The organism is Christiangramia marina (genome assembly GCF_048285865.1).
Lineage (GTDB): Bacteria > Bacteroidota > Bacteroidia > Flavobacteriales > Flavobacteriaceae > Christiangramia > Christiangramia marina.
The window spans coordinates 103,952-123,394 of sequence record NZ_JBLVTK010000002.1; the positions used below are offsets into that span (position 1 = coordinate 103,952).

The 19,443-nt window shown below is 39.7% G+C and carries 20 protein-coding genes; 2 read left to right on the forward strand and 18 right to left on the reverse strand.

Going from position 1 to position 19,443, the window contains the following annotated elements; genetic code table 11:
• The first annotated feature begins 1 nt into the window (after position 1).
• Positions 2-688, forward strand: coding sequence for a DUF2490 domain-containing protein (locus tag ACNKXS_RS06965; RefSeq protein ID WP_417920239.1), 687 nt, complete (start codon positions 2-4; stop codon positions 686-688).
• A 28-nt stretch (positions 689-716) separates the two neighbouring features.
• A complete protein-coding gene (locus ACNKXS_RS06970; protein WP_417920240.1) occupies positions 717-1,172 on the forward strand; it encodes a methyltransferase family protein in 456 nt (151 codons plus the stop codon).
• A gap of 47 nt (positions 1,173-1,219) precedes the next feature.
• On the opposite strand, the gene ACNKXS_RS06975 is transcribed toward ACNKXS_RS06970, so the two are convergent.
• From ACNKXS_RS06975 to ACNKXS_RS07060, 18 genes are all read right to left on the reverse strand, one after another.
• A complete protein-coding gene (locus ACNKXS_RS06975) occupies positions 1,220-2,236 on the reverse strand; it encodes a transporter (RefSeq protein WP_417920241.1) in 1,017 nt (338 codons plus the stop codon).
• A gap of 28 nt (positions 2,237-2,264) precedes the next feature.
• A complete protein-coding gene (locus ACNKXS_RS06980; protein WP_417920242.1) occupies positions 2,265-2,660 on the reverse strand; it encodes a hypothetical protein in 396 nt (131 codons plus the stop codon).
• A gap of 86 nt (positions 2,661-2,746) precedes the next feature.
• A complete protein-coding gene (locus ACNKXS_RS06985) occupies positions 2,747-4,135 on the reverse strand; it encodes a TolC family protein (protein ID WP_417920243.1) in 1,389 nt (462 codons plus the stop codon).
• On the reverse strand, positions 4,132-5,484 hold the full coding sequence (locus ACNKXS_RS06990) for an HlyD family secretion protein (protein ID WP_417920244.1): 1,353 nt from the start codon (positions 5,482-5,484) through the stop codon (positions 4,132-4,134). The genes ACNKXS_RS06985 and ACNKXS_RS06990 overlap by 4 nt, the downstream gene beginning before the upstream one ends.
• A gap of 5 nt (positions 5,485-5,489) precedes the next feature.
• A complete protein-coding gene (locus ACNKXS_RS06995) occupies positions 5,490-7,154 on the reverse strand; it encodes a peptidase domain-containing ABC transporter (protein WP_417920245.1) in 1,665 nt (554 codons plus the stop codon).
• Complete coding sequence (locus ACNKXS_RS07000; RefSeq protein WP_417920246.1) at positions 7,147-7,833, reverse strand: TetR/AcrR family transcriptional regulator; 687 nt, start codon at positions 7,831-7,833, stop codon at positions 7,147-7,149. Before ACNKXS_RS07000 ends, ACNKXS_RS06995 begins: the two co-directional genes overlap by 8 nt.
• Before the next feature lie 122 nt (positions 7,834-7,955).
• Entirely contained in the window at positions 7,956-10,136 is a 2,181-nt protein-coding gene (locus ACNKXS_RS07005) for a xanthine dehydrogenase family protein molybdopterin-binding subunit (RefSeq protein WP_417920247.1), read from the reverse strand.
• Between the two features lie 21 nt (positions 10,137-10,157).
• On the reverse strand, positions 10,158-11,144 hold the full coding sequence (locus ACNKXS_RS07010) for an FAD binding domain-containing protein (protein ID WP_417920248.1): 987 nt from the start codon (positions 11,142-11,144) through the stop codon (positions 10,158-10,160).
• A gap of 12 nt (positions 11,145-11,156) precedes the next feature.
• Positions 11,157-11,957 carry a 2Fe-2S iron-sulfur cluster-binding protein gene (locus tag ACNKXS_RS07015; RefSeq protein WP_417920249.1) on the reverse strand — a complete coding sequence of 267 codons (801 nt, stop codon included), beginning with the start codon at positions 11,955-11,957 and terminating at the stop codon, positions 11,157-11,159.
• Between the two features lie 139 nt (positions 11,958-12,096).
• Complete coding sequence (locus tag ACNKXS_RS07020) at positions 12,097-12,852, reverse strand: TSUP family transporter (RefSeq protein ID WP_417920250.1); 756 nt, start codon at positions 12,850-12,852, stop codon at positions 12,097-12,099.
• 1 nt (position 12,853) lies between these two features.
• Positions 12,854-14,020 carry a molybdopterin molybdotransferase MoeA gene (locus ACNKXS_RS07025; RefSeq protein ID WP_417920251.1) on the reverse strand — a complete coding sequence of 389 codons (1,167 nt, stop codon included), beginning with the start codon at positions 14,018-14,020 and terminating at the stop codon, positions 12,854-12,856.
• Entirely contained in the window at positions 14,020-15,012 is a 993-nt protein-coding gene (moaA, locus tag ACNKXS_RS07030) for a GTP 3',8-cyclase MoaA (RefSeq protein WP_417920252.1), read from the reverse strand. The genes ACNKXS_RS07025 and moaA overlap by 1 nt, the downstream gene beginning before the upstream one ends.
• Positions 15,005-15,901 carry a bifunctional molybdenum cofactor biosynthesis protein MoaC/MoaB gene (gene moaCB, locus ACNKXS_RS07035; RefSeq protein WP_417920253.1) on the reverse strand — a complete coding sequence of 299 codons (897 nt, stop codon included), beginning with the start codon at positions 15,899-15,901 and terminating at the stop codon, positions 15,005-15,007. Before moaCB ends, moaA begins: the two co-directional genes overlap by 8 nt.
• On the reverse strand, positions 15,901-16,344 hold the full coding sequence (locus ACNKXS_RS07040) for a molybdenum cofactor biosynthesis protein MoaE (protein WP_417920254.1): 444 nt from the start codon (positions 16,342-16,344) through the stop codon (positions 15,901-15,903). The genes moaCB and ACNKXS_RS07040 overlap by 1 nt, the downstream gene beginning before the upstream one ends.
• The gene (locus ACNKXS_RS07045) at positions 16,337-17,347 is read right to left on the reverse strand and encodes a ThiF family adenylyltransferase (RefSeq protein WP_417920255.1); all 1,011 of its coding nucleotides are present in this window, start codon (positions 17,345-17,347) and stop codon (positions 16,337-16,339) included. Before ACNKXS_RS07045 ends, ACNKXS_RS07040 begins: the two co-directional genes overlap by 8 nt.
• A complete protein-coding gene (locus ACNKXS_RS07050; protein ID WP_417920256.1) occupies positions 17,344-17,580 on the reverse strand; it encodes a MoaD/ThiS family protein in 237 nt (78 codons plus the stop codon). Before ACNKXS_RS07050 ends, ACNKXS_RS07045 begins: the two co-directional genes overlap by 4 nt.
• Complete coding sequence (locus ACNKXS_RS07055) at positions 17,570-18,184, reverse strand: nucleotidyltransferase family protein (protein ID WP_417920257.1); 615 nt, start codon at positions 18,182-18,184, stop codon at positions 17,570-17,572. Before ACNKXS_RS07055 ends, ACNKXS_RS07050 begins: the two co-directional genes overlap by 11 nt.
• A gap of 3 nt (positions 18,185-18,187) precedes the next feature.
• A complete protein-coding gene (locus tag ACNKXS_RS07060) occupies positions 18,188-19,327 on the reverse strand; it encodes an XdhC family protein (protein WP_417920258.1) in 1,140 nt (379 codons plus the stop codon).
• Positions 19,328-19,443: the final 116 nt, after the last annotated feature.

Here is a 19,443-nt window from a genome sequence, read left to right on the forward strand (position 1 = left end):
CATGAGAAAAATAATTTATGCATTCACCTTATTAACAATTTTAGGCTTTTCAGTTTCAGGTCATGCTCAGAATAGCCAGGAATATGGCAGCTGGAATGCTGCTTTTATAACTAAAAATTTTGGTGAGGACTGGAATGCAAGGCTGGAGTATCATCGTCGTACCACTTCTTTTCTAAAATATCACGAACAGACTGTAATTCGCCCATCTGTCAATTATCGACTTGATAGTATTTTTAGTTTTGCTGCCGGGTATAGTTATCTCCACAATGATCAAAATATAAATATCGCCAAACCAGATTTTTACGAACATAATCTCTGGCAACAGGTTGCGCTGTCCCACGAAATTGTTTTAATGAATTTTAATCATCGATTAAGAATTGAAGAACGATTTATCGATGCGATCGTAGCGCGGGATGGCCAGCAGCTAATCGATGGTAGAAATTACCGCACCCGATTAAGATACCGCTTGACAGCCAGCATAGGTATCTTGAAAAATCCAAACATATCCATGGTCGCGTATGACGAGTTATTTCTGAATTTTGATTCCGGGATCTTACCAGATACTGTAGATCAAAACTGGATCTTTATAGGACCGCAAATAGGAATAGCGAAAGGCCTGAACATCACTTCAGGCTATCATTATATACTGTTACCTCGATCTGGTAATGACCTGCACAGGCATATATAGGATACCATTTTAAGTTATACTTTTTAATATGAAGCGCTCAAAGAATTTGCAGGTGAAAGATTACCTTTTCGTAAGCTTGCAAATCTTATTATTCATTGCGTATTTCATACCGGTAGATCTCTTGAGCATAAAGCTGCCAGATTGGTTAAGAATGATCATCTTAGCTCCCGGCATCTTTGGAATTGGGCTGGCTTTATTCACGGTATTTCAATTACGAAATATAATGTCGGTATTTCCTACACCAGTAGATAGCGGGAAATTAATGACCAGTGGAGCATTTTCGATATCCAGACATCCAATCTATACTGCAATAATTCTCTCTGCTTTTAGCTTCGGAATTTTCTCTGAATCGGCCTTTCGACTGATCATTACTGTTTTAATGTTTGTTCTATTTTACTTCAAATCAAATTATGAAGAGCAGTTACTACTACTGAAATATCCCGAATACTCAAATTATAAAATGACTACCAGAAAGTTCCTATAAAAAAAGCCACTCTGCAGAGTGGCTTTTATATTCAGCAGCTTTAAAGACTACTCGTTGGTACTCAATGAATATTGAATTCCAATGGTTCCAGCAAGCTGGTTTTTCATCTGAATACCATTCACATCCTGGTATAAAGGCAGCTTTACTTCAACACCCACTCTTAGGTTCTTAAAAGTACCGGTTGGTACGTAAAAATTGCTTCCTATACCCAGATCTAACTGACTTCTTCCCGAATTCATAGTATCGAACAAGGGCATCATCATAGGGTTCATTGCTGCATCTACTCCATCGATCTCCTGTTGATCGAAGTAACTTAAACTACCTGAAATACTCCAGCTTTGGAATAGACTATAAGCTGTCCATGCAACTGCATCAAATCGATTTCCTAAAGCATAATCCTGAGAATTTTCACCTAATCTAAATTTGAATTTTGGCTGTAAACCCCAGGAAAGTTTATCAGTTTGTCCAAGATAAGTAACTCCTATAGCTGGATCTAGCGTACCACTACCCAATTGCATGGGGTATGCAAGTCTCGCATTTTGCATCATTGGCGTATCACCGGACTGCTCCAGATCACCGGTAGGAATTGACACACCAATATTAGCATGCATTTTTTGCCTGTTCTTATCGTAAAAGTTCACTAACGCATTAATGGCTATGTCTCCAAAACCTGAAGATTCTGTAGTGAAATCCATGCTCATTTTAGATCTTAAATCCATATCATTATCGATATAGTTTATCATAGCCGCTAGCGTTACTTTATTAGAAACGGCATACATTGCTCCAATCATATGCATATCCATGCGCATATCCTGAGGAACCGCCATGTACCTGTCAAATGCTTCACCATTTTCGATCTCATCACTGCCATTTATCAATCCATCCATCCACATTGGCATATATCGGTATGAGAGCATAAACTCACCCTTGTTATGAGTATGATCACCCATGATACTTATTGGCGCATGTCCATCTGCCCTGTTACTACTCCACTTCTCCTGCGCTACCATCATGTTTGAGCACAGCAATACTGATCCCAGAAAAGGGATTAAAAATTTCTTCATTTCTTGATATTAAAAATTGACTTATTTTTTACACGGAAAGCAGAAATTTCCGCGGAGGAGGAGAAGGAATTTCAGTAATATATTCTGTGGCGACCATTTTGTAATCAGGCAAAAGCTGACTACAACATGTAACTAATTGAGTTGTTTTGATCTTAGTTCCCTTATGAAAATACAGCGGTAAAGGTTTATACCTGTAATCGACCAGTTGTTTTTCTGAAGTGTCATTCTTTACAATAGAACTTTCTGAAAGCTGATCTTTTAGATAGCACTTTCCATCACATTCAAGCTCGGGTTTATCCTTATTGACACATAGAACCTCTACTATATAATCATAATTGATAAAATATTCAAAAGCCGGAAGTACGGGTGCTAAAATGCTCCAGATAAAGAGGGAAAGTACGAATAGACTGAAGGACTTTTGCATGGTCATTTTTCCGACCGCAAAGATAGGATGAACCAAGTCTTGAAAAATAGAATTCACTGGAAAAAACGATGATCCAGAATGTTAATTCATTCCAGTATTGCCAGAACCTGCGTAAGTTCGGCCCGGGTATTCCAGAGTTTTTCCTGTACGCTAATTTGCTTCAGTCTTGCGCTTATCAAACTCTTTTCCCGGGTATTAACAAGGAATACAGAACTCTCGCCAAGTTGCAGCTTTCGTTCTTCAGCATTAAGCATTATTTCGTAATTTTCTACCAGTTGATTGATCATCAACACCTGTTCCTGGTAAGACAAAAATTGCTCCTTTAATGCCCGAATTTTATTCTGAAGATTGAGCTGTTCACTATATAATTCTAATTCTGCATCCTGCAGTTTGATCTTCGATTTTTGTAGATCCCCACGTTCTTTCCGAAGAAATAGAGGAATACTGAAGTTTACGCCTACCTTATAATTCTCATTGACAAAACTTCTTAAAACATCGGGATCGCCACTTAAAAAATTATATTCCAGATCCAGCTTTGGAAGTAATTTATTCGCTTTCAATCTTCTGTCAAATTCCAGTATCTCTACCTTATACTCTAATGACCGAATTTTCGGGTGCGTGGTAATTTCAGTATCGCTTAAAAATTCGGCAGGAATCGTGCTATTCTCGAACAACGCATCTTCAGGATACACACGCTCCCTAATTACTAAAGGCGTATTATTTTCAGCCCATAAATAGGTTCCTAACTGTTGAGAAGCCTTAAAAAACTTCAATCGTGCTTGCTCCAGGCTCAGCTTACGGTCCTGTATTTGAATATCGGCTTCCAGGGTATCAATAGCCGGCTTATCCCCTACTTCAAAACTGGAAAGGATTCCGTCATATCGAAATTGTGCATTCTCAATAAAATTTTTATAAAGCTTAAGTTCCCGATATGCACTAATCCAGTCAAAATAAGCTACTGATGCTTCATACAAGACTTTGTTTACCGCAAGTTGTTGATCTGCAATGGACTGCTGCTGGTATGCTTTTGCCTGTTGTAAGGCAGCCATTCGTTCGTTGATGAACAATCCCTGTCCTATAGGCACAGAGATCCCAGCTGCAAACAGACCATCATCTGGCACCGTATTTTGAGGATTTAAATAATAACCTTCGTTTTGTTCAAATTTTGCCTTCAGTTCAATTCCATACCAGGTTGGGATCTTGAAAGCTGCGTTAAATAGATCATAATACTGAGTATCCATAAAATCCTTTCGATCGTAATTAGCTTCAATCTTCGGGTCAAACCCACCTCTAGCCTTGAGCAATTCTGCGTCACCAAGATCGGCTTTCAATCTTGCCTGTCTAACTACCGGATGAAAGGTTTTAACCATCTGCAGGTAATCTTCAAAATTGAGTACGATACTATCCTGAGTCTGGCCATATTGTAACATAGGCAGAAGTAGTAAGGCAATAAGCAAAGTCTTTTTTAAACTCATTTCTTCTTATCGGTTTGAGTTTGACCTTCCGGAGTATAGTAATTTGGAGGGAAGCCATTCAAATGACGCCATAATTCATACCATATCGGTACGTCTTCCAGCAAAGCCAGGGTATTAGCTCCCGACCCCACTCTTAAAGCATCTGGCCATTCATGATCATTTTCATCTGGAGCCAGTAAAACTCTGTATTTTCCATTGGGACTAATAAAATTCTCTATAGCCACTACTTTGGCTCCATAAGTACCGTAAGATACATTTGGCCAACCACTGAAAACGATCGCTGGCCAGCCGTCAAACTGAACTCTAACCTCTTCACCCTTATGCAATAGCGGTAAATCAATTGGTTTCACAAAGGTTTCCACAGCAAGATCATAATCTGAAGGCATGATATTCACCAATTGTTCTCCTTCCTTAAAAGTTTCGCCAATCCCGGCTTTAATAGCCTTGTTTATATATCCGTTCTGCGGCGCTTTGACATAATAAAGATCCTGCCTCATTTCATAATTCGTATAGGCGTTCTCCAGTTTACTCACTTCAGCCTGAGCATCGAATTTTCCAGATTCTGCAGAGGAGCGATCACTTTGAATCTTGGAAATCTTATCGCTATATTCTGCAGCAGTACGATTAATTTCGATCCTGGCATTTATAATATCATTTCTACTCGCCATAAGCTTATTTTCCTGCGAAATAAGTTTAGCTTGAGTTTCCTGCAGTTTAAGTCGCTTTTCTTCAACATCTGTCATCGCTTTCAAACCTTCTTCCTGAAGGGTCTTAGTACGATTAAACTGAGTTTCTGCAATGCTTAGATTTGTCTTGGCAGCCTGCAGATCAATGCTGTCACTTTTGGTTTTCAGTTTTGCCTGCTCCAGTTTGTTTCTCGCCTGTTCCAGTTTAAGTTCCCGCTCCTGAGCCAGCGCCTGCAACTGCGTGCCTAAAGCCGAGATCTTTTGATCATAGGATTTCAGGGAATTAGACTTGGAGGCTACCTGGTCTCCAGTTCTTTCTACCAGGGATGGATCGAAATATTCATTTTTAACTTCGGTTATATGCAGGATCGTATCTCCTTTTTCAACATAATCTCCTTCATTTACGAACCATTTTTCGATTTTACCCGGGATGACCGACTGTATTGTTTGTGGTCTTTGCTCTGGACTTAAAGTAGTCACAGATCCATTTCCCGATATCGTCTGGGTCCACGGAAGAAAAAGTACGATGACTCCGAAGATCGCAGAGAACTTCAGGAATCTGTTGAAGTATTTAAAGTGTCTTGTATGCAGAACCTTTTTCCCGGCTTTGAATTGCCTTAGGTCAACCTGCTCATTCAATGGATTTCTTGTAATATTAAGCATAGTCTTTAAAGATTAGATTCAAGTTTACCATCCCGAAGAATGATATGACGATTACAACGATTCTGCCATACCTCGTCTCCACTGGCAACTATGATAGACCATTGTTGATCTTCAGCCATTAGATGATCTACAATCCGTTTCTCATCTTCATAATCAATTTGATGTAATGGTTCATTCAAAATCAACAGTCTTGGCTCTCGCAATAAGGTTCTTGCTAAAATGATTTTCTTGGCGATCGTATGCGGCAATTTTATACCCTCTGGATAGATCAATGTTTCCAGTCCGTCGGGTTGCTGCCGTACAAATTCCTTTAAACCGGTTTTATCCAGTACCGAAAAAATTGCTGAATTAGTGATGGTATTGTCAGCAAATGTAAGGTTCTCTAATAATGTACCTTCAAACAATGACTCTTCTGTAAGCGACTGCCCAAGCAAACCATGATAATAGTTGAGATCAATATTCTTCAACGAAATCCCATTCACGTAGATCTTTCCCTGAGTAGGTTCTACCAGTCCTGCAATGATCCTGAGTAACAAAGATTTCCCGGAACCATTTGGACCTTTGAGCAGAATCTTCTCTCCCGCCTTGATCGTTAAATTAATATCTTTTAGTACTTCCTGTCCATCAGGCGTTTTAAAACCAATATTCTTAAGTTCTATTTCCAGATTTTTATGTTCAGAAAAAGAAGTATCTCCACCAGATCTTTCAAGCTTTTTATCAACTACTTCCCCAAGTTTTTCGAGGGAAGTTAGCAGGTCATAAAAGTTTTCCAGTCCCATGATCATCTTTTCTACAGAACTAATGATCAATAGGATGATGATCTCTGCGGCTACAAACTGCCCGATATTCATTTGCTGATTTAGCACCAGGAAACCTCCAATTAAAAGTAAACCGGCAGTAACAAGTGTTTTGAAACCTACCATTTGAATGAACTGAAGCTTAAGCACCTGGAAGTGGCTCTCGCGTTCTTCAAGGTATTTGGTTACAAGCGCATCATTCTTTTGGATAGCATGTTTGGTTTTACCAGCTACTTTAAAGCTAATTAAGGTTCTGGCTACTTCCTGTATCCAATGAGCGATCTTATACTTCATTTTGGATTCCTTGATACTCGTATTCAAACCTCGTTTCGCGGTAAATCTGAATACTAAATAAATTAGAAGCACCAGTAGTATTCCGTAGAAAATAAAGAAAGGGTGATATAGAGAAAGCAGTATTAATCCAAAAACGATCTGCAAAATCGCCGCTGGAAAGTCCAGAACCAGTTTCGCGATCCCCTTCTGTATCGTAATGACATCAAAAAATCTATTGGCGAGCTCCGGAGGATAAAAGTTTTCAAGCTCAGACATCTTTATCTTCGGAAATCTGTAAGTAAATTCAAAAGACGCTCTGGTAAATATTTTCTGCTGAATGTTCTCCAGAATTCTAATCTGCATTAGCTGAAGCACTCCAACAAAAGCAACTCCTAGAGTTACCAGAATTACCAGAATGATCCACGAAGTAGTGATACGAGCACCCTGAATTAGGTTTACAATTGCCTGAATTCCCAATGGTACCGATAGGTTTACCAATCCAGCGAATACTGCGTAATAAAGGATTTGTAGAAAATCTTTTTTATCAAGCTTTAGCAAGCCAACAAATCGCTGCCAGGCGGTCATTTTTTCTTCAGCCATTGAGTTCCATTTTTAAGGTATTGATCACGAGGTCTTTAAAATAATTGGATACACTTTTCTTTTCTGTACAGTCTGTGATCGACTGAATATGATCTTTTAGGAAATGCTGATGTAAGGCGCCGTCCAGAACCATGCTGGAGAGACTAAGAGAATATTGATAATCTGATGATACTTCAGAAATCATTTCTGCTATCCTGGTAACCAGTCTTTTATAGATGGAAAAATAACCTTCTTTATTATCTGTTTCCACCTCTTTCGTGAGATAGGACTTTGAAGATTCATTTATGATTATATGGTTCAGGGCAACCTCGTTAATATGCTGAAATCTAAAATCCTGAACAACAGGATGCGTGATCACTTCGATGGCTTTCAGTAATTTTTCATTAGAGTCTGAAATCCCATATGTCGACATTGTTAATTGAAATTCTTTCCAGCCCCAGAACCAGTTAGTAATATATACCAGAAACTTATGCTTGTTCTCGAAATAGCGGTAAATAGAACTTTCGTTGGACTTGATCTTGACACCTAGTTTTTTGAAGGTGAACTTCTCAAAACCTATATCATCAATGAGAAGGATTCCCTGACCTACGATCTTTTTGCCTAACTCGCTGGATTCAGGATCTTTCAGAAATAATTCTGAATTTACCGAAATATTAATGTTCTGATATAATTTATCCACCTAATCTTATTTCAGGCAAATCTAATAGTAATACTATTAATATATGATAGTTTGTATCTTAATTAACAGTTGTTAAGCTTTCATAGATATAAGAAACCCGGAAAATTTTCCGGGTTATAATCTTAAACTTCCTGAACACCGGGTTCCAGCGGTGCTTCGATTAATTTCTCAGGGGTTATAGGTAAATCTCTCATTCTTTTACCCGTAGCGTTGAAAATGGCGTTTGCCAGTGAAGCGGCGACACTGGTAATTCCCAGCTCCCCAATTCCTTTAATTCCCATTTTATTTGCGATCTTATCTTCTTCTGGAAGAAAAATAACATCAATATTCGCCATATCCAGGTTCACCGGAACATGGTAATCTGCAAAGGAACGAGTAATGAAATTCCCGAAATTTGGCTCCACATCTGTCTTTTCGGCAATGGCCATTCCAGCACCCATGGTAAGTCCGCCAATTATTTGTCCGTATGCAGTTTTGGGATTTAAAATTTTTCCGGCAGCTCCCACATTAACCATTCTTTCGATTCTCCACATTCCTGTATCTTTATCTACCCACACTTCAGCGAAGTTGGCACCAAAAGAGAATACAGAATGTTTTTCAAATTCTGTAGAAGGCTCGGCCATCCCGGTCATTTCAAATTTGGTTATCTGGTTCTGCTTCAAAAGTTCAGTTAAAGCAACCTTCTGATCTTTAGGAATACTTCTATTATCTTTTAGTTTCATGACGGCATTCTCACAGGCCGCTCTGGCACCGTTACAATAAGATGCAGCACCCCATGATCCTCCAGACCCGGGAGTTACCGGGAAGTTAGAATCACCAAGCTCTACTTTGACCTGTTCTACAGGAATCCCAAGATATTCCGCTGCAGTTTGCGCAACGATGGTATAAGTTCCTGTACCAATATCGGTCGCATCCATTTGTATAGTTGCTTCTACCTTCTCTTCAACAAGCTCCAGCAGTACTTTTGCGTGGGTTTTGCGATAAGGTGAATTTCTGGATGCCGCACTAACACCATATCCTACAAGCCAGTTTCCTTTTACATTAGTTCGAGGTTGGTCCTTGCGATTTTTCCATCCAAATTTTTCAGCGCCAATCCGCAAACATTCTACCAGCAAGCGGGAGGAAAAAGGTTGATTCTTATGAAGATCTGTTTGAGTATCATTCTTAATCCTGAATTCTAATGGATCCATCTTTAACTTCCAGGCCATTTCATCCATCGCAGATTCCAGTGCAAAACTTCCCGTAGCTTCTCCCGGAGCTCTCATGGCAAACGGTGTTTGTAGGTTCATGGGCATGAGTCGCTCAGTCACCTTGGCATTCGGACTATTATACAACATTTTGGAAACCATTCCGCAGGGTTCCTGGTAAACAAGATTAGGTGAAGTATGCGACAGGGTATCATGAGATAAGGCTGTCATGGTTCCATCCTTTTTAGCACCAATCTTCATTGTTTGCTCATTCTTTTGTCTAAGACCTGTATTGGTAAACATCTGGGTTCTGGTCACTGTAACCTGCACAGGTCTGCCCACCATTTTAGCCGCCATAACCGCCAGGGTTACATGCCGCTCTACATTAAGTTTGGAACCAAAACCTCCACCAACATAGGCTGCGATCACTCTCACGTCCTTCTGCGGAATCTGGAAAGTATCTGAAATGGCAATAGTAGCATCTTCGATCATTTGCTGACTAGCATAGGCTGTTACCTTCCCATTATTCCACTCGGCGATCACCGCATGAAGTTCCATGGGATGATGATGTTCGATAGGAGTTATATAAGTCTGCTCGATAACCTCATCGGCTTCAGCAAGTCCTTTTTCCATATCACCTCGAGAATAATCTGAATCCTCACCTGGGAAAAATGCATTATCCCGTTGCTTATCAAAATGTATCGCAGGATCGCTTGCCTTGCTATATTCGAATTTAACAAGTCTTGCAGCATATTGAGCCTGTTCAAAAGTTTCAGCAACCACAACCCCTACATATTCTCCATAATAGTGCACTTTATTACTCTGAAGTACCGGCGCAATTGTATCTGTAGCGATTTGATAGCGATCTTTCTTAAAATCGTTGAGCTTTTCAGCATTCTTGTGGGTAATTACCGCAAGTACGCCAGCAGCGTTTTCTGCTTCCGTGGTATCTATAGAAACTATGGTTCCTTTTGCAATGGTACTATTGATACCCTGTGCGTATACTTTATTCTCTATAGGAAATTCTGAAGCATACGTGGCTTTTCCGGTAACCTTCAAGTGTCCTTCTACCCGGTCTATAGCTGCACCAACTCCAGTTTTGTTACTTGTGTTCATTTTATAAATTTTTGAAATTGGTTATGCTGTTCGATTTGTGGCCTGCTCCAGTGCGCGCACTATAGCTTTCTTACCCATCTCGACCTTGTATTTATTCTTCTCAAATGGTTTAGCGTCTTTTAAAGCAATTTCAGCCGCCTTCTCGAAGTTTTCAGTATTCGCTTTCTTACCTTTTAGAAAATCTTCAGCTTCTGAAAGTTTCCAGGGTTTATGAGCAACTCCACCCATGGCCAGACCTACTCTGGAAATCATCCCATTTTTAATAGACAATCCTGCTGCGACTGAAATAAGCGCAAAGGCATAACTGGAACGCTCTCTAATTTTAAGGTAATAGTAATTATCTGCAAATTCTGGAGAAGATAAATGTATCTGAGTTATAAGCTCTCCTTCTTCTAGAGTAGTATCTTTTTCAGGTCTATCGCCGGGCAATCTATGGAATTCGTTAAATGGAATTTTACGACTGGAACCGTCTGTCGTTTGAACCTCAACTTTTGCTCCCATCGCAGCAAGCGCAACGCACATATCTGAAGGATGTGTAGCGATACATTCCTTGCTATAGCCAAAAATTGCATGCACTGCATTCATTCCATCAATGGCGCCACAGCCAGAACCTGGTTCTCTTTTATTGCAAGGCATCGAAGTCTCGAAAAAATAGGGACATCTGGTTCTCTGCAGTAAGTTACCTCCATTGGTAGCCATATTCCTGATCTGTGCAGTCGCAGCAGATAGCATCGCCATGGATAATAATGGGTAATTCTGACGGATCTCCGGGTGATTTGCAGTATCAGAGTTACTTAGCATTGCTCCAAGACTCCAGCCTCCAGATTGGTTTTTTTCAATTTTATTGAATTCAAGATTATTAACATCCACTAATTGATCGGGACGTTCAACATCTTCTTTCATAAGGTCAACCAGATTAGTTCCTCCGGCCAGGTAATGGGTCGTTGCAGTAGTTTCCTGCAAAGCTTCCTGTGTGTTTTTAGCATTCGTATACGTGAATGGTCTCATATCTGGTTGGTATTAAGCGTTCTTTGCATTCTCCATTTGTTCCTGGGTAGCAAATTCCCAGGTTGGCATTTCACTATCTCCGGAATGAACCTCCTTAAAGGCCTGCACAATATTATTGTAAGCACCACAACGGCAAATATTTCCAGACATACGCTCTCTGATTTCTGCTTCGGAAAGTTTCAGGTCTTTTTTGATCGTTTTCAGATCTTCAGTTAAATAACTGGCTTCTCCATTTTTAGCCTCCTCGAGTAATGCTACAGAAGAACAAACCTGTCCAGGAGTACAATACCCACATTGGTAGCCATCGTGTTTCACAAAGGCTTCCTGCATAGGATGAAGCTTACCATCGCTGGCAAGACCTTCTACCGTGGTAATCTCTTTTTCATCGCAGGTTGCTGCAAGAGTTAAACAGGACAATTTTCTTTTACCATCGATCATCACCGTACATGCACCACATTGCCCGTGGTCACAACCTTTTTTTGTACCGGTAAGAGCAAGACGCTCCCTGAGCGCATCGAGCAAACTCATTCTAGAATCGATATTCAGTGGTTTGCTCATATCATTTACTTGCAAATTCACTTTTACTTCGTTTAGTAAAACCCGTACTTCTTCCGGAAGGTCTTCCATATTGCTGGCAAACAAATCATTTGTAAAATATGATGTTGCCCAGAGACTCATACTCGCCACTGAGACCTGCTTTAAAAAGGTTCGCCTTGAAGAGCCTTTCAGCCCCATTTCATCAAAAACCTTCTTTTCATCATCGGTGAAGTCATCTGCCTCTACCTTGGCTTTCCATTTGTCTAAATCTTTCATGTAATTATTTTTGGAGGTAAGTCTACCCTTTAAAATTACAGAATTCGGATTTAGCAAATGTTACTGAAAAGTTAACAGCCAGCGTTAATAAGGAATTTGAAGCTCCTTTTAACCAAAGTTTATTATTAATTGGAAAATATTAGATACTTAGATCTAGTCCGAACTTGAAGATTAGCCGAAGCCCAACATAAAAAATTAGGACAGCAGTAAGAACCCCGAGGACTTTTAAATTGAATTTTTTACTGCTTAGATAAGAACCAATTATTCCCCCTAAAACTACAGCTATGATTAATTTTAAAAGCAGATCTGTATCAAGTTTAAAAGTATTTGCCATATGAAGTCCCACTAATCCAGCTATACTATTTACGAGTATAAATACTGAAGCCAGTGAGGCGATAATACGTGCATCTTTCCAACGCATTAGATTAAGAACAGGTGAAAGAAAAATTCCACCTCCAATACCAGAAATGCCTGATAACAATCCAATGCCTCCACCCAGAACTGTCTTTTTAAGATTGGTAAATTCCATAGATATCTGAGCAGATTTCCAAAATCGAAGACACATAAAAACGCCCGCCAGTAAAAGTGCAAATCCTAAAATTATAAAGAAAATAGCCTGTGATAGTTTCACCTGAGCACCCAGATAGGCAAGGGGAATACTCAGTACGAAAAATGGCCAGAGAATACGAGGTTTTAAGACACCGTTTCTCGCGAAAACAATGGTGCTAATTGAAACAACGCATATATTCAACACCAAAGCGGTAGAACGAATTTCATAGAAATCGGCCATAACGAGGCCAAGTATAGCCAGGTAACTGGATCCTCCACCAAACCCAACCGAACTATAGAATAGCGCGATAAAGAAAAATAACAATGGCAGGTATTCCAGAGGCATGTTAGGAGATCAGTAATGTTTTAATTAATGATCCTTTTTCTATTTTTTCGAAAGCTTCAACATGGGCCAGGGCATTACCTTTTGCCATTGAACCTATCATGGAAGATCCCTGAGCGTTTAAAATTTCTACCCAGTTATTATCAATATTAGCTTTCAGAAAAACCGGACGGTCTCCCTTGTTCTCGAAATCTTTGGAAACTGGCAAATTAAGTTCTAGTAAACCTTTACCAGGAAGTCCGCTGAGCTTTTGTAAAAGCGGTAACACATAAATATAAAAGCAACTAAGAGAAGATGCGGGATTTCCTGGTAGCGCAAATACAAATTGATTTCCTTTCCTTCCAAAATATAAAGGTTTTCCGGGTTTTTGCTTTACCTTATAGAATAGCTCTTCTACCCCGTTGTCCTCCAGCGCCTGCTTTACAAAATCGTAATCTCCCACTGAAATTCCACCTGAAAGAATCAATACTTGCGTATTTTCTAAAGCTTCCGAAATTCCAGTTTTGATCAATTCAAAATCATCCTCCATCTGTATGCTTGCGGAACTGGAAAATCCTTTGCTTTTCAATGCCGCTTCTATAGCACCACTGTTGGACTCGTAGATCTGCCCGGCTTGCAATGATTCTCCCGGGGCGACCAGTTCATTCCCAGTGGTGATCAACTGAATGATCGGTTTCTTAAATACTTTTATTTTATGGAGCCCAAGACTACCTAGCATCCCAATTCCTGCAGCGGTAATTTGATAAGACTTGCTAAAAACCAGCTCATCTTTATTTAGCTCTTCACCTTTTTTTCGAATGCACTGACCTTCTTTTGGTAACTCCTTAAGAATAAGTAGGTTCTCTTTTACCTCCGTTTTTTCCTGCATGATCACTGCGGAAGATCCTTCCGGAACTTTTGCACCGGTAAAGATTCGAACAGCTTCACCTTTCTTCAGTATAAACTCCTGTGAATCACCTGCAGCGACTTCACCAACAATTTTATATGCCTGCTGAAGTCCGCCCAAAGCATAACCATCCATAGCCGAGTTATTAAAACCAGGCAGATCACAACCTGCTCTCAGATCTTCAGCCAAAACTCTGTCAAGTGAATCTTTAAGTCTTACTACTTCAGAATCCAGATGAACACGCTGTGACCTGATAATTTCTAATGCCCCTTTAATTTCTACCATTATCCACCTATTGAGATCATAGACCGGTTTTGTTCATAATGCTCTGCATCCATCTTTACATCCATCCCATCCCTGGAATGTTTCTTTGATTTGATGGCATTTAAGATAATCGGGCTTAGTTCTTCACCGGCTCGCATAGGACCTAGCAGATCGGTTTCAGAATTGGCAAACAGGCAGTTTTTCATCTTTCCATCGGCAGTAACTCTAATCCGGTTACATTCGCTGCAAAAAGGATTAGTGATGGTACTAACAATGGCAAAGCTTCCAGTATGACCAGCCACTTTAAAATTTGTACTGGTACTATGCTTAGGATTTTCGAGTACTTCAATTTCTCCAAATTTTTTCTCAACTGTATCCAGTATTTCCTGTTTACTCACTCCCTTGCTCCAGTCCCATTCATTTCCCTTAAATGGCATGAATTCTATGAATTTCACCACTAGATTCTTATGCTTTGTAAGTGCAATAAAATCATTGATCTCGGCATCATTTACTCCTTTTATCAACACGATGTTAAGTTTGATATGCATACCCATCTCAAGTGCCTTCTCCAAATTAACCATTATGCGGTCATAAAAATCCCGCTTGGTTATAAAAATCGATCTTGCTTTATCTAAAGTATCAAGACTAAAATTGATCTTTTTCAAACCTATTTTTTGAAAGAGATCGAGGTATTTATCCAGTACAATACCATTTGTAGTAATCTTTAAAGTCACTCCCAATTTGGAAAGTTCCTCCACGAGATAACCAAAATTCTTGCGAACCAGAGGTTCACCTCCCGTAAGCCGAATAGTATCCACTCCAAGGTCTCTAAAGCTGGTTGCCAGACTAATGATCTCTTCCAGGGTCATAATACTGGGTTTGTCCATTAGCTGAATTCCATCTTCAGGCATACAATAAAAACATCTCAAGTTGCAACGATCTGTAAGTGAGATCCTCAAATAGGTATGTGGTCTTCCGAAATTATCTACGATCTGCTTTCTTTCTTCAATCATGTCTCTTTCCTTCTAAAACTTTGAACGCATGCAAAACATGCGGAAATATGGCGTCCATGCATTCTGCAGCGCCTTTGGTGGAACCTGGAAATGCAAGTACAAGCTTTCCGTTCATCACCCCTGCTACAGATCTTGACAGCATAGCAAAAGGCATACGTTGTTGTCCATAACTTCTAATCTGTTCTTCTACACCGGGTAGATTTTTGTCTAGCATCTTACTAATTGCCTCGGGAGTATTATCTCGATCGCTTACACCAGTTCCACCTGTAAAAATTACCAGGTTTCCTTCGGCATTTTCCAAAGCTGTTTCAATTTCTGAAGGTTCATCTGCAATGATCGATTTTGTGCCAGGAATATCCAGATCCTTCAATTTAGAAAGGATCATTTCTCCAGCCTTATCCTCGCCTTTCCCTTTCGAAATAGTATCGGAACATACGATAATGCTTGCAGTAATCCCTTCAGAATTAATTTTAAAGGAAGATTTACCGCCTTTTTTTTGCTGTAGTTTTATACTGCCAATCTCCACCTGTTTATCGATGGGTTTCAGCATATCGTATAAGGTTAGAGCGACGATACTGGCCCCATGCATAGCTTCAACCTCAACCCCGGTCTTGTAGATAGTTTTCACTTCTACAGAAATATGAATCTCAAGATTCTTTATCTCGTAATGAATACCGGTATATTCGATCGGCAATGGATGACAATCTGGAAGCAGATCTGGAGTTTTCTTCACCCCTAAAAGTCCGGCAGCTTTAGCCATTTCGAAAACATTTCCCTTAGGCACCATATTATTTCGAATGGCCTTAATGGTCTCTTCCGAAGATGTTTTTACAACCGCCACTGCCGTTGCTTCTCTCAGCGTGTTTATTTTGTGTGTGATGTCTACCATTATTTATTCACTTTCCATTGGTGAGAATCGTCCTCAAAAAGTTCTTTTCCAAAAATGGGTGCTTTCGCTTTGATCTCTTCCACGAAAAAATTACATGCCTCTATTGCTATTTTACGATGTGCCGAAGATGTGAACACGAACAAACAGATCTCGCCGGCATTCACCCTACCCATACTATGATAAATATGTGCGCAGGTAATATCGAATTTCGAGAACGCGCTTTCCCTTATTTCGTGAAAAACCTGTTCTGCCATTTCTTCATAAGCACTGTATTCTATAGCCTGAACAATTTTAGCATCTTCTTCATCTGCACGAATCTGACCAAGAAAGATACTATGTGCACCAATATTGGTCTTGGACTGATGATTTGCGATGGATTTCGCGATCTTTTCTGGAGGAATTGCTCCCTCTACAAATACCTTTTTAGGTTTTTTTTTATCCATTTATGATTGTTTGAACTCCACCGGAAACATTTTTAAGATTCCCAAAATGAAATTTATTTTCTAATAATTCCTTTGCTCGCAGACTTCTAATTCCTGACTGGCAAAAGACCTGTATTTCTTTATTCTTCGGAATTTCTTCCACCCGCTTTTCCAATTGCTGAAGCGGAATTCTTAGTACATTTTTCGATTCGATCAACGGCTCTTCATGCAATTCCCGAACATCCAGGTAAAATTGATCTGTATCTTTTAAACTACAGTTGGTTACCATACTTTGTATACCTTTTTCCAGTATCATTGCGATCTGCTCCGGTCGTTTTTTTATCTCAATAAGCTGATCGTGTTGAAACATCAAATTCTGAATTTTTAGTTTTCCAGATAAAACTGTTCCTATTCCAAGAATGATTTTTACAGCTTCCATTGCCTGGTACATTCCGAAAATTCCAGGTAACATTCCAAGGGTTCCCGTAACTTCGCAACTTATATTCTCATGCGCTATCTTAGGAAAAAGACATCGATAACTTGGACCACCTTTGTAGTTGAAAACAGAACACTGACCTTCATGTTTATAAACCGAAGCATAGATCCAGGTTTTGTTTTCCAGTAAGCAGACATCGTTGATCAGATACTTGGTTTCAAAATTATCGGTTCCGTCAATAATCAAGTCGTAATTCGAGATCAGCTTGCGGGCATTAGAAGTATTCAGTCTTTCATCGTAGATCTCCAGGCAAACTTCTGAATTTGAAGCCCGTAATTTTTCAGCTGCAACTTCTACTTTTTTCCTATCGATATCAGCTTCAGCATACAATGTCTGCCTGTGCAAATTTGTAACAGACACGCTGTCGTGATCAAGCAAGCCAAGTCTGCCAATCCCGGCTCCTGCAAGATACGTGGCGGCGGGACATCCAAGGCCGCCCATTCCAATAATTAAAATACTGGCATTCCTGAGCTTCTCCTGTCCGGAAACCCCAATATCGTCTAAAGTTATTTGCCTGTCGTATCTCATCCTCCTGCAAAAGGAGGCAGAAATGCGATTTCATCTCCTTCTTTTAAAGTTTTATTTTCATTAAGTTGCTGATTCACTGCTACCTGAATGGTCTCAGAATCTTCAAATTTATATTCCTCGAATACTATTCTTTTGAGTTCTGCAAGTGTATCGGCACTTTCCAATTCTTTATATTCTTCCTGTAAGCCTGCCGTTTCTGCAAGCTTTCCGAAGTATTTGAGTTTAAGCTTCATGCTCTAATTTTTTTAAAAATTGCAAATCCTTCTCTGTATCAATATCCACAATACCCTTTTCGAATGACACCAATTGGTAATTAGTAAATCCGTTCTTAATCAAATCTCTCGCTCCACGGTCACCTTCGATCCTCATCAGGTCCGGGAAAATTTCTCTAGAAAATATAGCTGGTACACCCGGAATTTCCTGGTATTGTGAAAAACTTGCCAGGCAATTTGCCGTTAAGTGTTTATCTATAAGTTCCTGTAAAACCAACTCACTTATAAATGGCTGATCTGATAGTAATACGAGGACATGCTCTATAGTAGGATGCAAATTTCGAATTTCTTCCAATCCCTTTTTTAGGCTTGTGGACATGCCTTTCTGCCAGTTGCTATTGATTAAAAGTTTGTGATTTTTAAGATCAACCTCGTTTAAAATTTTCTCCTCATTTGCGCCCAGAACAATTATTTTTTCTGAAAGATCTAAAGCTTCAGAAACATCGATGCTATGTTGCAGCAGCGTTTTATTTTTGAATTTCACCAATTGTTTTGGCTTTCCCAATCGCTTACTAGAGCCTGCAGCGAGAATTAGAACGGCAATATTTGATTTTTTCCCGTTCATATCTTAAATACTCGGTATTTCTGAAGTTCTTCTTTCGTGAATTGGAGCATTTTTAAATTTCAAGGATTTAGCACTGGAATCGGTTAGTTTTGCCTGAATTTCTGCCAGAATGGACAAACCGATCTCAGCTGGCGTTTCAGCTCCCAGTTCCAGGCCTATTGGTGCATGAATTCGATCATCATCGAAACTGGAAACTTCAATCCCTGCGTGATCCAGATCATCCTTCATGCGTTCCCATTTTTTAAGCGGGCCAAGAATACCTATATAAGGAACTTCTGTTTTTTTAAGCAATAATTGAAGTACCGCCAGATCATAATGGTAATTATGACTCATCAATGCAAAACAGGTTCTTTCATCTATCTCAATCTTTTCCAAAGTATCTTCCGGCCTGGTCACGATCACCTGGCAACCTGAAGAAAATCGGTTTGTATTCGCATGAGTTGGCCTTCCATCTGCAATAATGATTTTCCATCCCAGAATTTCTGCCTGGTTAGCCAGAATCATTGCATCATTCCCTGCACCAACCAGAACCAGCTTAATCGGTGGTTCGTAAAACTGGATATAGTTCATACAGCTGTTGCCGTTTCGCTCCAACTTTAAAAAATCAGATCGCTTTTTCTGAATGACTTCTGAAGCTTTAAATAAAATTACCTGTTCAATTTCAGCTGAAGAGAATATTTTATCTTCAGAATAGATCAAAGCAACCGTACCAGGTTGTAAATTGGTTTCTTTTAGATCGAATTCAATCAAAATTGAAGCATTTTCCTCAATTTCTGAGGCAGTTTGAAGCAATTCACAGGCATTTCGCTCATTTTCAAAATCGATCGCTTCAAACAACACTTTAATGATGCCGTTGCAACCTAATTGTGCGCCAATAATTGCATCATTTTCATCGCTTGTATCATAAGTAACCAGTTTATTCTTTTGCTGATGCATAGCATGCAGAGCTTTTCGAAGTGCATCGCCTTCCAGACATCCACCACTAATCGCCCCGGTGAGATTGCCGAATTCATCTACTAACATTCTCGCACCTGCTCTTCGATAAGAAGAACCTTGCACGTGAACCACCGTCGCCAGAACACAAGCTATTTGTGCATGTTTCAGTTTGTTATATTCTGCTACAATCGTAACAATCTCTCTCATACCAGGCTGGTTTTTCTAATACTATTGATCGCAGTTTGAATATTTTCGAATGCCAGGTTCAGATCTTGCTGCGTTGTAGTTCTACCCAGACTAACACGGTAGCTAGCCAGCGCCAG